Origin of the sequence: Vibrio sp. M260112, assembly GCF_036533775.1 — a bacterium.
Classification (GTDB): Bacteria; Pseudomonadota; Gammaproteobacteria; order Enterobacterales; family Vibrionaceae; genus Vibrio.
The window spans coordinates 1-12,078 of sequence record NZ_JATABH010000015.1 but is presented as its reverse complement, the minus strand read 5'-3'; the positions used below and the strand labels follow the sequence as shown (position 1 = coordinate 12,078).

At 45.4% G+C, this 12,078-nt stretch carries 10 protein-coding genes; 6 read left to right on the top strand and 4 right to left on the bottom strand.

From position 1 onward, the window contains the following. The first annotated feature begins 141 nt into the window (after nucleotides 1-141). The 3 genes from napG to QTN95_RS08735 all read left to right on the top strand — a co-directional run bounded on the left by napG (nucleotide 142) and on the right by QTN95_RS08735 (nucleotide 3,680). Nucleotides 142-903, top strand: a complete 762-nt coding sequence (gene napG, locus QTN95_RS08745; protein ID WP_331417195.1) for a ferredoxin-type protein NapG — start codon at nucleotides 142-144, stop codon at nucleotides 901-903. Beyond that, on the top strand, nucleotides 903-1,757 hold the full coding sequence (gene napH / locus QTN95_RS08740; RefSeq protein ID WP_331417194.1) for a quinol dehydrogenase ferredoxin subunit NapH: 855 nt from the start codon (nucleotides 903-905) through the stop codon (nucleotides 1,755-1,757). Before napG ends, napH begins: the two co-directional genes overlap by 1 nt. A gap of 339 nt (nucleotides 1,758-2,096) precedes the next feature. Beyond that, nucleotides 2,097-3,680: an ATP-binding cassette domain-containing protein gene (locus QTN95_RS08735; RefSeq protein WP_138970853.1), complete on the top strand. Its 1,584-nt coding sequence runs from the start codon at nucleotides 2,097-2,099 to the stop codon at nucleotides 3,678-3,680. Here the strand turns inward: QTN95_RS08735 and QTN95_RS08730 are convergent. Next, complete coding sequence (locus QTN95_RS08730; protein ID WP_331417193.1) at nucleotides 3,677-4,423, bottom strand: endonuclease/exonuclease/phosphatase family protein; 747 nt, start codon at nucleotides 4,421-4,423, stop codon at nucleotides 3,677-3,679. The genes QTN95_RS08735 and QTN95_RS08730 overlap by 4 nt on opposite strands. Here QTN95_RS08730 and gloA2 point away from each other — a divergent pair. Beyond that, entirely contained in the window at nucleotides 4,419-4,802 is a 384-nt protein-coding gene (gloA2, locus tag QTN95_RS08725; RefSeq protein ID WP_331417249.1) for an SMU1112c/YaeR family gloxylase I-like metalloprotein, read from the top strand. The two genes, QTN95_RS08730 and gloA2, sit on opposite strands and share 5 nt — an antisense overlap. Here gloA2 and QTN95_RS08720 read toward each other — a convergent pair. Next, on the bottom strand, nucleotides 4,777-5,577 hold the full coding sequence (locus QTN95_RS08720; protein WP_331417192.1) for a Cof-type HAD-IIB family hydrolase: 801 nt from the start codon (nucleotides 5,575-5,577) through the stop codon (nucleotides 4,777-4,779). The two genes, gloA2 and QTN95_RS08720, sit on opposite strands and share 26 nt — an antisense overlap. Before the next feature lie 127 nt (nucleotides 5,578-5,704). Further along, nucleotides 5,705-7,456 (bottom strand): SgrR family transcriptional regulator, encoded by a 1,752-nt coding sequence (locus tag QTN95_RS08715; RefSeq protein WP_331417191.1) that lies wholly within the window; start codon nucleotides 7,454-7,456, stop codon nucleotides 5,705-5,707. A 492-nt stretch (nucleotides 7,457-7,948) separates the two neighbouring features. Here QTN95_RS08715 and QTN95_RS08710 point away from each other — a divergent pair, with 492 nt between their 5' ends. After that, nucleotides 7,949-9,385 (top strand): coniferyl aldehyde dehydrogenase, encoded by a 1,437-nt coding sequence (locus QTN95_RS08710; protein ID WP_331417190.1) that lies wholly within the window; start codon nucleotides 7,949-7,951, stop codon nucleotides 9,383-9,385. Between the two features lie 185 nt (nucleotides 9,386-9,570). Here the strand turns inward: QTN95_RS08710 and nagB are convergent, their stop codons facing one another. After that, on the bottom strand, nucleotides 9,571-10,371 hold the full coding sequence (gene nagB / locus QTN95_RS08705) for a glucosamine-6-phosphate deaminase (protein ID WP_269375152.1): 801 nt from the start codon (nucleotides 10,369-10,371) through the stop codon (nucleotides 9,571-9,573). 385 nt (nucleotides 10,372-10,756) lie between these two features. Between nagB and QTN95_RS08700 the strand changes: the two genes are divergently transcribed. Continuing rightward, nucleotides 10,757-11,905: a tetratricopeptide repeat protein gene (locus QTN95_RS08700; protein WP_331417189.1), complete on the top strand. Its 1,149-nt coding sequence runs from the start codon at nucleotides 10,757-10,759 to the stop codon at nucleotides 11,903-11,905. Nucleotides 11,906-12,078 lie beyond the last annotated feature (173 nt).

The following is a 12,078-nucleotide window of genomic DNA, read 5'->3' as shown; positions in this document are numbered from 1 at the left end:
ATCAATAGATGTTTGATACACCCCTTTAGGGTTATATATAACCCTACGAACTGTGTTGAAAATGCAGCTATTATCTTCAGGATTGCTGTGGTTACGAAGAGAGTTGAGCCTAGCTAAACCGCTGGTGTGAGGAAGTGAATCATGAGTGGGTTTAAATCAAAAACATCAGAGAGCCGACGTCGGTTTTTGCGTGATGCTGTTCGGACAGCAGCCGGTGTTGGGGCTGCGGCAAGTGTATTGGGGTTGCAGTCAATGCAAAGTCAGGCAAGAGATGGTACAGGTGTTCCGATTCGTCCGCCAGGTGCTTTGCCAAAGGGTGAGTTTGAAAAAGCGTGTGTTCGCTGTGGATTGTGTGTTCAGGCTTGCCCTTATGACACATTGAAACTGGCCACTCTGTTATCTCCTGTAGAGTCAGGAACACCCTATTTTACCGCTCGTAGCATTCCATGTGAGATGTGTGAAGACATTCCTTGTGTGCCGGTTTGTCCGACGGGTGCCCTCGATCCTAATTTGACCAACATCGATGATGCAAGAATGGGTACCGCGGTACTCATTGACCACGAAAGTTGCCTCAACTGGCAAGGTTTACGTTGCGATGTCTGCTATCGAGTTTGCCCGCTTGTTGATGAGGCGATAACGCTTGAACACGTGCGCAATGAACGAACCGGTTATCATGCCAAGTTGATTCCAACCGTTCATTCAGACAAATGTACAGGCTGCGGAAAATGCGAAGAAGCTTGCGTCACTGAGATTGCTGCAATCAAGATCATTCCCACTGAACTGGCAAAAGGCAAGATGGGAGCTCACTACCAATTGGGATGGGAAGAGATCAACAAAACACTTGAAAACAGTGCGCCCGAGGTGCCAAACGAAGCCCTCGAAACCTTGGGGGGTAAGTTGTAATGGCTAAGAACCTAGCAAAGAACGCCGGTAAAGAAGCTGTACGAAAACTTGGCTGGTGGCAAGCTCACCGCTTTTTAATTCTGCGTCGATGTTGCCAACTGCTTATTGTGGCTCTGTTTATGGCGGGGTCTACTCTAGGAGTGCTCAAAGGAAACCTGTCATCCAGCATTTTATTTGACGTGGTGCCAATGAGTGATCCACTCATCATGATGCAGACGATAGCTGCCGGTCATTTACCTGAGGCAACCGCCTTAATCGGCGTTTTGGTTGTGGTCGCTTTTTATGCGGCTTTGAGTCCACGTGCATTTTGTGGCTGGGTCTGCCCTTTGAACATAGTGACCGACTTCGCCGCTTTTTTGCGCCGTAAGCTGAATCTTAAATCCAGCTTTCGCTGGTCATCGACCATTCGTTACTGGTTGATCCCAGTATTACTTATTGGCAGTGCACTTTCGGGCAGCGTACTTTGGGCCTGGATTGACCCTGTCGCCGCTTTGCATCGTGGTCTGGTGTTCGGTTTTGGTGCGGGTTGGGTCTTGATTGGCTTGGTTTTCGTACTCGATCTTCTGTTAGTTGAACATGGTTGGTGTGGTCATCTTTGCCCGCTTGGTGCAACTTATGGCTCGATTGGCCGAAAAAGCTTATTGCGTGTCGTGGCGGTCAAGCGGGAACAGTGTACCAAGTGCATGGATTGTTATTACGTTTGCCCTGAACCAGATGTATTACGTCAGCCATTAAAAGAAGGGGATCGCCGAGTGATGGATCAAAACTGTATCAGTTGTGGCCGTTGCATCGATGTTTGCGCGGAGAAGGTCTTTGAGTTTAAAAATCGCATTTCTATCAAGCAACTCGATTGAAAGTAACGGCGACCCAGTTAACGGTGCTCGCCCAATGCACAGCGGCCTAGCCTTAGTCTGCTGTGCAACTGTGCACGCTTGTGGTTGCTCAGTGAGCAAAAAGTGTTCTATAATCGCGCCATCATTTCTTTAGGAGATTACGCCAATATGAATAACTAACACCTGTTATCCACTGTTTACATTATTTTCGGATTTCACAGGGTTAGTCGGCGTAGCTCGTCACTGCTTATTCTCAAGCATACTTCTCTAAACACAATTGAATATAAGGTTCCTTAGCATTATCGGGATCGATCTATCCAAACTTTGCTACGCCTAATCCTGTTGCTCAGGAGGCAAAGTATGCCAGTAATACAAGCAAATAAAATCAGTTACCAGTTTGACAACGGTGATCGTCTTTTTAGTGACATTTCATGTTCATTGTCCGATAAAAGGGTTGGTCTGGTCGGTCGAAATGGGGTGGGTAAGTCACTCCTAGCGGGTATGTTGACCAAAAAACATCGGCCAACATCAGGGAGTGTTGTGATTAATGCGACACACGATACTTATAGTCAACAGCCGTCGCAATGGCTTATGAACTCAACAACCGTAGCAGACTATTTAGGGGTCACAGATAAAATCACAGCCTTACAACATATTGAAAAGGGCGATTGTGATGACAAGTGGTTTGAAATGCTCGCTGATGACTGGACGATTAAGCAGAGACTAAGTCAGCAACTGGCGGAGTTGGGGTTGCCACGCGAGGTGAATTTTCCTTGTAGTAAGCTCAGTGGTGGACAGTTGGCACGACTCCAATTGTGGCGACTGTTTAATAGCGAGGTTGATCTTTTGGTGCTGGATGAGCCGTCGAACCATCTTGATGGAGAAGCCAAGGCTTGGCTGATTGAGAAAATGGCACAATTTTCGGGGCATATTTTGCTCATTAGTCATGACAGACAATTATTGCGCCAGATGGATCAAATTTGGGAACTGAGCCAGTTGGGGTTGGTTCAGTATGGTGGCAATTATGATGTCTATTCTGAGCAGAAACAACGAGAGCGTAACGCGCTTGAACGTCAGATTGAAGCGGTACGAGGAGAGCAGAAAAAGCTCGAAGTTCAGGCTCAGAGAAACCATGAAAAAGCCCAGCAAAGAGAGGCGCAAGGCAATAAATTACGTAAGTCGGGCAGTCAGTCAAAACTGATATTGGACGGTATGAAAGACAGCGCGACGGCATCACTGTCCAATCGGTTAAAAAATGACAACAACCGGAGGACGATGCTGGCACAGAAACATCATGCTCTGAGCGGTCGTTATGAGCAAATAACGCCGCAAAAGATCTATCTTGAACAAGGCGAAGCTAGCCGAGCAAAGCGACTCAATATTGTCAGTGGCATACTGCCTTTCGGCAGCCGAGAGACGATCAATCTGATCCTTGAAGGGAATAGTCGACTGCATCTTTGTGGTGGCAATGGCAGTGGCAAATCGACCTTGCTGAAGGTCCTGCGGGGCGATATTTGTCTAGAGTCGGGGGAGTTAAAGATCAATCATCCGGTCTGTTATTTGGATCAGCATTTTGGTTTGATCAACGAATCACACTCGATATTGGACAACCTAATGGAGTATTGCTCTGGGATAATTGAAAGTGATGCACGAACCTTACTGGCAGGTATTGGTTTCCGTCGTGACACTGTCTATCGACAGGCCAGTTTGCTCAGTGGTGGTGAAAAGATGAAATTGGCCATGTTGATCGCCAGTCACCAGCCTCTATCGCCAATATTGTTACTTGATGAACCAGATAACCATCTCGATTTAGACTCAAAACAGTTGCTGGCTGAGGCGTTACGAAGCTATCAGGGCGCTTTCATTCTGGTTAGTCACGATGATGATTTTGTTAATGAGAGCGGTGTTACGCAGCGATATACGCTCGTAGGAGAGGGGGGCTAAAGGATAAACCTGACCGTTGTGGCGACAAAGGCGTGATCGCTGGCCTGCTTATCAAGCTCGAAGTGTGGGTTGGTTAGATGCTTGTCTAGGACCAAATAGTCCGTTACGTCTGCAAGAGAGTAGGGACTGTGAGGTTGAAACTCCTGTGACAAAAGAATGTAGTCGAGTACATTGCCGTTGGCAAAGTGGTAGTGCGTGGCTTTTCGTTCTGCATTGGGACGGGTTAAGTTGAACAGTTGCCAGCTATCTTCAAGTGTCAGAGCGCTGTCTGGTTGCTCAACTTGCTCTGTGAGCAGCCCAGTAATATCACTGGATATGGCTTGATTAAAGTCACCTAACAACACCGTTGGTCGAGGGCTGTGCTGATACTCGCGTTGCATAAACAGGCGAAGCATCAGCGCTTCCCAACCTCGCTGCTGACTGGAAAGCCAGCGACCGACTAAGGGCAGATCTCGTTCAGGAGAGCGGCTTTCCGTCGCACGCTGCGATTTTAGATGGCAGACGTAGACTGCGATGTCTCCAATCTCCGGCACGTGGATATTGGTTTGAACCGGCTGACGGCTAAAACTCGGAATCTGGGTCTGATAATCCAATGCAATTTCGCTGATAGGACTGACTGGATTAACCTGAGTGATGGGGTATTTTGACGCAATAGCGACAACGGGTTTGGAATAGATATAGTCTTGTTCAACTGTAGGGGTTTCCACCGTCGCAAAATAGGAGTAGCCGAGCTGTTCCATCATCTGCTCTGATTACCAAAGATCTAAACAGTTTTATGTCGATGTACTCAAATTGGCCGTGATTGCGGAAAACTATCGCGCAGAACGAAACTCTTATAAGCTTGATCTTGCTTTGCCAGACGGTAGTCAAATTGAGTTATTTTCATTTCCAAATCCACCGTCAAGGCCTTCGAGACCAGAAGCTCAGGGACTCAGACATTTGGCGTTTCGGGTCGAATCGGTAGAGGGTTACGTCGATTACCTAGCGGCACAGGGTGTTGAATGTGAACCGATCCGGATAGATGAATTTACTGGTAAATCATTTACCTTCTTCAACGATCCGGATGGCTTACCACTGGAGCTTTACCAAGACTCGCTTAGTCAAGCAGCTCACGTTGTATAACCGTTAATACACCAGCCTCACGGTTAGATGGTGCTGCAAAGCGGGCAATTTGCTTGATTCTAGGATGCGCGTTGTCCATTGCGTAAGAATGGTAGCTGGCTTCTAGCATCTCTAGGTCATTGAGGTAATCACCAAAACTCATGGTTTGCTGGTGAGTAAAGCCTAGGGTTTGCTGTAAGTGTTCAATCGCAGCCCCTTTCGATGCTTGTGCATTCATCACATCCAGCCAGATTTTTGCACTGACAACGACTTGGTGGCTGTTGCCGAATGCTTGGTCGAAGGTTGGAAATACCAACTCTTCCGTTCCGTCGAAATGACAAATTGCCACTTTGATAAAGTCGTCATCAACAAGCAGCAGATCGGGAACATACTGGCAGCGGTGATAGTATTTTGCGAACTCTTCTAGTGCGCGGGGATCGTTGGTTTCAATATAGGCCGATTGCTTCCCACACAGCACGATGTGCGCTCCTGAAATAGCTCGAGCTTGCTTAATGATGGCGGCTATAGATGGTTTGTCTATCTCACAGCTGTAAAGCTCCTGACCTTGATGCATGACCAAAGTGCCGTTTTCAGCGATGAACATCATACGATCTTTGATTGGAGCGAAGGTTTCTATCAGGCTGTAATACTGACGGCCTGATGCTGCGGCAAAGATGATCTCTTTATCTTCAAGCTGTTGGTATATATCGTAAAATTTTGGGTTTAGTTGGCTATTTTCATCAAGGAGTGTGCCATCCATATCGGCGGCAACAAATCTAATGTTTGGCTTTTGCATAATTAAGGTTTGTAGTTTGTGCTCTTAGGCAAGACAGAACCGTTAACTTACATCAGTTTGTCTACTAGACAAGTGATTTTAGTCAATCGGCAGAGATTCTTTTGTGTTGTGATCCGGCGTTTTCGGATTAGTCTGCGGACCAAACATTTTTTATATCTGGCCAGCCCCAGTTTGTTAGCGCCACATCTTTCAAAACCCCCTGAAAACGTAATGTTTGGCGATGGTGGAAGAGCGGTGATAGCCAGTATTGGTTGATGAGGGCTGATGCGATAGGTTCGAGTGCGTTTAGGTACTCATCTAACGCCGTTTGACAACGAAGTTCGTTCAGGCTTTCGACTAACCAACGTTTTGATTGTTCTCCAATGCAACGCTGAATAATGGGGTTATGGTACAAGCTGTTAAAGGCTGACGCATGTCGGTTGTCGTCAAGGTTAATGTTGGTCACTATGATGGATTCAGAAAGTTGACCTGACGTAGAAAGTGCCGTTAGTTGGCGGTAACTATAGGTGTTAATAGTGACCTCAATACCTTTCAGTTTGAGTAAGTGTTGAATGGCCAAGGCACAATTTTTCAATGAGCTGTAATCATAGATAGCGATGGTGAGCTTATCTGGTAAAGCCACTTCAGCCGTCGCTGGGCGTGTAATTTTGTGCCACATAGGCAGTAAGTTATGTGCGATTTCGCAGCCGAATAAACGCTCGCTTTGCTTGAGATAGTCGTGCACTTTATCTGGCGTTAGATAGCTAGAAAGGAAGCGACGCTGGCTATCGTTAAGCACTGTATCAGCACATTGGTTGAAGAGAATAAACATGCATCCGTCTTCTGTACGGCTCTGTTTTACATCCCTTTCTACGGTTTGGCTCACTGCATGGGATACGTAGTAGTTACAATGCTGATCAGATTGCGCTCCGGGCTGATTGGTTTGTATCTGTTTATTGGACAGTTCGCTCTCATCCAGATGCCATATCGTGACATTATCTGTAAGTGCACGGCATGCGTAGTAGCGCTCGAATGCTTGTAAACTTAGACGAGCATCAGAGTGTTCGATCACTTCAAAAGGGCCGGAACCGATAATCATTTTATTGGTAGCGTTATTGACCTGTTCGCTCGGTTGGATAGAGTATTTTACACCGGAAACTAAACCACCGAATCCCTGATCTGGAGTAGTCAGCTTAAATACGATTTTGTTGTTCCCAGCACAGGACACACTCTCTAAATGGCTCAACTCGCTACGGTAGTCTTCAAGTTGTCTGAGTTTATTAAACAGCTCAACGACGGTTTTTCCATCAATCGGCGTTCCGTTGTGGAAAGTGAGGCTAGGTCTGAGATAAAAAGACCATTCCAGTGTCTGCTCGTTGTATTGCCAGTGATGAGCCAGTTGCGGTTCTAGTACCCCGTCAGCGGTACTCGCGACTAAACAACAGTATATTTGTCGCAATAAGTAACGTTCACTTGAGCGTTGTAACTGATGAGGAACCAATCGTTCAAATGGACGTTTGTAGGTGAGCTGGATATGTAACTGCCCTTGACGAAACGATGCTCCAGAGGTGCTTTGCAGCAGTCGACCGAAGGCAGTTTGATCGTCATCTAGTATTGCCAGAGCCTTCTCATATTTTCCTGCCAATATTCTTTTTATCGCCAACTGATTTTTGAGTTCGTCTACTGAGAGATTAAGAATCAATGTCGAACGTTGATTTCGACCAACTTTAGGTGCCCAAGTTAACCAAGTTAGCTGCTGCATATTATTCAGGAGATTTCGTGCATGCCTAGGACTGGTGTATAGAGCCTCTGCTATCGCAGGCAAAGCGGTTTTGATTTCGACGCCGACGCCAAGGGGCGTCAGGCGCTGGTAGTAGCGAAGTAGGTTCAGATCGGACACAAGTGGCTCTCAAACAAGATAACAAGCAATTTGTATGGTTATTTTGTTCCCTATTTAGTCTGTAATCCACAGATATTTGATTTTATTTGCTGTTCTTGAGTATTAATAGGAAAAAATAAACTAAATATAAGCTCTTTTTGTTTTCCCTATTAAGCAGCAAACTTAATGGGTCAACCGAGAGGGATATCTATGAACCATGAATCAGAGGCTGGACCTCTATTGGCGTTTTATCAGCAGCGATTGAACCGTTGCTCAAGGACGATAGAGAGACTTGCGCTGTTATCGCTACTCGCATGAGTGGTAGTTAGTTAAGTTTAAGCAGCATTACGATGAACATGCTCCTGACCCCCACGAAGAGTTCCGTGATGCTGCTTGTTTTCTCACCAATGACTCAATGTTGATAAGGCAAAAAAGTGCTGCAGTACGGGACATTATGGTCAAAACTGACTAATATTAAGCCAGAAATCATGATAATACCTGTTGGCTACTAATATGGAAAAAGTCGTAGACCTTAATCGTTGGCATAAGGAACATGTCAAAACGGAGCAGGAACTGCAGCACCTGTTTGCGGAAGTTCAAGCGCATTACTCTACCAACCCTTATCCAGAACTTGAGCAAAGGCTGGACATTCTAAAGAGTATCAAGTCAGAGTTACTCAACAACAAGCGAGCTCTGGTTGATGCCTTACATCAAGATTATGGCTATCGCAGTGATTTTGATTCGTTAATTTGTGACCTGTTACCTGCAGTTGGACACATTAACTATACGATTCGGTATCTTAAAAAATGGCTTAAACCAAGTAAACGTCATTCAGGCTTGCTGCTAATGCCTTCAAAAGTGCGTGTCGAATACCAGCCTCTTGGTGTTGTTGGTGTAATAGTGCCGTGGAATTTTCCTATCGTGCTAAGTATTGCACCAATTATCACTGCTTTGGCGGCAGGTAACCGAGTGTTAGTTAAGCTAAGTGAACACACGCCGCATACCAATCAAGTGTTAAGTGAGATTTTTGCTCAGTTTGGTGAATACGTTCGACCAGTAGAAGGTGGCGCTGATATTGCTCAGTACTTTTCGTCTCTGCCGTTTGATCACCTTATTTTTACTGGCTCAACCAAGGTCGGTAAATTGGTTGCAGCTTCAGCCGCTCGTAATTTGACACCGGTGACATTAGAACTGGGAGGAAAATCTCCCGCAATAATTGCCGATGATGCAGATATGAGTAAAGCGGTCGATGCTGTCATTTTAGGTAAATCGATTAACGCTGGGCAAATCTGTGTCGCTCCAGACTATGTAATGGTGCCTCAAGGGAAAGAACTCTCGTTTATCGAGTGCTATCTGGAGAGATATTCTCAGCTCTATGTCCGCAAAGGTCGATTGGATTCGGCAACACAAATCATCAATGAGACGCAATGGTTACGTTTACAAAGCTATGTTCAAGATGCAAAAAATTTAGGGGCATCCGTACACTCGATTGATGGTGTTGAGTTAGAGAAGCATCAGATGTTGCCTCAATTGGTCACCGGTGTGACACCAGAGATGCTGGTGATGCAGGAGGAAATTTTTGGTCCCATACTGCCTGTGATCGGTTATCGCCATTTAAGCGAAGTCTTTGCCTTTATCAATGCAAGACCTCGCCCCCTCGCTCTCTATCTGATGTCTAACGATAAGGTGCTTCAACAGCAAGTTATCGAGCAGACACATAGCGGTGGAGTGGCAATTAACGATACGCTACTTCATGTTGCGGCTGATGATGCCCCCTTTGGTGGCATTGGTGAGTCAGGTATTGGCCAATATCATGGGGAGGAAGGCTTCAGGACTTTCTCCAAGGCGAAAACCGTACTCTCTACGCCAACATGGTTACCCCGTAATCTGATTATATTGAAGTATCGAGGACTGGCTGTAAAAGTGTTGTCACGGCTTTTTCTCCGCTAAACAACCCCAGAAGCAAAACGGGCAATTCGATAGACTTGTGTGATGAAACCTTTGACCCAAATGAGCATTGGACCGCAAGTGCCGATCTAGGTGCGAAAGGTGAGTTTCCCGAGAGCTAATCAACACTAATAAAAAATCCGAGCTATGCTCGGATTTTTTGTGTTAGTCACAGCATGAAAAATGCGTTAGAAACCTTTAATGTTTTCAGCTTCTAGTTCAGTGAAGTATTTCACTGTTTTCACTTTTAGTTCTTGAGTTGCTGGCTCGTCACAAACAATCACCGATTTAGGGTGTAGCTGTAGAGCAGATACTGTCCATAGGTGGTTAACACAACCTTCAACTGCTGCTTCAAGTGCTAGTGCTTTGTTGTGGCCAGTAACAAGAATCATGATCTCTTCTGAATCTAGCAGTGTACCTACGCCGATAGTAAGTGCGTACTTAGGTACTTGGTTGATATCGCCATCAAAGAAGCGCGAGTTTGCAATACGGGTATCTTCAGTTAGCGTTTTTATACGTGTGCGTGAAGAGAGAGAAGATGCAGGTTCGTTAAAGGCAATGTGACCATCGTTACCCACGCCACCCATGAATAGGTTGATACGGCCGTAAGACTTGATCTTGTCTTCGTAGCGCTTGCACTCTGCTTCGTTATCCGCAGCGTTGCCATCAAGCAGGTTGATGTTTTCGTCTTGGATATCGATGTGGTTAAAGAAGTTGTTGTACATGAAAGAGCGGTAAGACTCTGGGTGATCGGCAGGGATACCAATGTACTCATCCATATTAAATGTAACAACGTGCTTAAAGCTTACTTCACCAGCGTTGTAAAGTTCGATAAGTGCTTTATATGTCGCAAGAGGAGTGCCACCAGTTGGTAGGCCTAATACGAATGGACGCTCAGCTGTTGGTTTGAAATCGTTGATGCGTTTCACGATGTGTGCTGCTGCCCACTTACCGACTTGTGCTGCTTTGTTTAACGGGATAAGTCTCATTTTGTGCCCCTAATATTGGAATTTATGATGCCCTGAAACATTAATTCGCATTATAAAATAAGTTTCTACCTTCTGCTATTGTTTTTGGTCAATTTTTCTCGAATTGGTCAGTTTAGGTGTAGAGATCTTAGCTTGTATTCGTTTGCTTAGTATAAAAAAACACCAAAAAGGAGGTTCAACGAATGAAAATTTCAAGGCTAAAACTAAGGTAGTAGCAACTGGGTTAATAGCGACACGTATCACGTTGTGATGCAAATGAAATGCTTTACGCCAAGGTACTTTATGCGAGTATTTAGTTATTCAGGTATGATGGTAAAGTTCAAATAATTGAGCTCACTGCCGATACAGTGTTTATTATAAATATAAAGACAACAAAGAAGACTAAATGAATATTATTGGGATCGCGATTGGTGCGACCGGGCTTTTGTTACTAGGCATGTTTATGTGGATGCTCGCTTTGTCCATCCGCAAGAAACGCTTAGAACAAGAACGTAGAGAACGCGAAGTTGCTCATCGTAAAGCGATGGATAAGCATCGAAAGCAGGAACACGAAGAGCGGATAATGAGGGCTGAGGGAGGACATATCCCTACGATTCTTTATTTGGCGAAAGAGGCTGAACGGACTCGGACGAAAGAAGCGATCTACTGGTACACCAAAGCCGCGAAACTGGACAGCGTAACAGGCATGTACGGCGTTGTGCGCATTAGCAATAAAATGAAGCAAGACGTGATTCTTCGTGAGCAGTCTAAATTTTGGCAAATTTGTATCGCCGCGAGTGAAGGTAGCTTAGAGCATAAATATGAAATGGCTCAGTCGCTGTTTTATGGGCGAGGTACCGAAGAGAATCGACCAAAAGCGGTAGACATATTGGAATCCGCTGCACAGCAAAACCATATTGGTTCCATGTTGTTTCTCGGTGATTGGTGCCTTGCTGACAGTAACCCACAAAAGAGTCGATCTCGTTCAACGGGCTACTATCGTCGAGCGGCTGAATTGAAAAGCAATGAAGGCCGTATGAAGTTGGGAATGAACTACATACGAGGTTACGGTGTTGCAAGTAACTTCAATTTAGGCGTTTATTGGTTGGAACGCGCGGCAGAAAAAGGTCACTTGGAAGCCATGTATAAGGCTGGCGAGACATGGATGGATCAACGTCCCAATGGAAATGCGATTGCTTATATTTGGTTGTTCCTTGCTAGCCAGCTTGGTCATGATCCAGCGCGAGCGTTGCGTGATCAGGTGGCGCTGAACATAGGTGTCGATACTGTTGTTGGTCTACAGAGTCTTGCTAAACCTATGATTAAGAAGATTCGAGAGAATAAAGTAAACAAACACTCTATTATCAAAGCGCTAAACAAACTGTATAAACGAGCGATTCCGATTAATGAACAGGGCTCGGCTCCGATTCTATCTACGTTAGAATCCAATGACACGGTGGCGAAACCTGAGTCACTTAACGTAGAGGAAACGCCGCAGGCTGATGAGCAAGATAATCGAATCGACTACTCGCAGTCCCCAATGGATAAACAATAAAAAATGGCCTCATCAAGAGGCCATTTTTATTTTCAGCCCTAAACCACCTACTTCAGTAGGTGGTTATCATTCAGTGAGGCTTTGCCTGTAGTTCTACCCATGTTAAATGCTCCCTTGATTTTTAGCGAAGTCAAAGAGGACAAATAACATGAGTAGATACAATCAAGCTTCCC

Bases quoted from the DNA above. Each gene is read 5' to 3' on its own strand.
- nagB (WP_269375152.1), bottom strand. From the start codon at position 10,371: ATGAGACTTATCCCGTTAAACAAAGCAGCACAAGTCGGTAAGTGGGCA.
- QTN95_RS08735 (WP_138970853.1), top strand. From the start codon at position 2,097: ATGCCAGTAATACAAGCAAATAAAATCAGTTACCAGTTTGACAACGGT.
- QTN95_RS08700 (WP_331417189.1), top strand. From the start codon at position 10,757: ATGAATATTATTGGGATCGCGATTGGTGCGACCGGGCTTTTGTTACTA.
- QTN95_RS08730 (WP_331417193.1), bottom strand. From the start codon at position 4,423: ATGATGGAACAGCTCGGCTACTCCTATTTTGCGACGGTGGAAACCCCT.
- QTN95_RS08710 (WP_331417190.1), top strand. From the start codon at position 7,949: ATGGAAAAAGTCGTAGACCTTAATCGTTGGCATAAGGAACATGTCAAA.
- napG (WP_331417195.1), top strand. From the start codon at position 142: ATGAGTGGGTTTAAATCAAAAACATCAGAGAGCCGACGTCGGTTTTTG.
- QTN95_RS08720 (WP_331417192.1), bottom strand. From the start codon at position 5,577: ATGCAAAAGCCAAACATTAGATTTGTTGCCGCCGATATGGATGGCACA.
- napH (WP_331417194.1), top strand. From the start codon at position 903: ATGGCTAAGAACCTAGCAAAGAACGCCGGTAAAGAAGCTGTACGAAAA.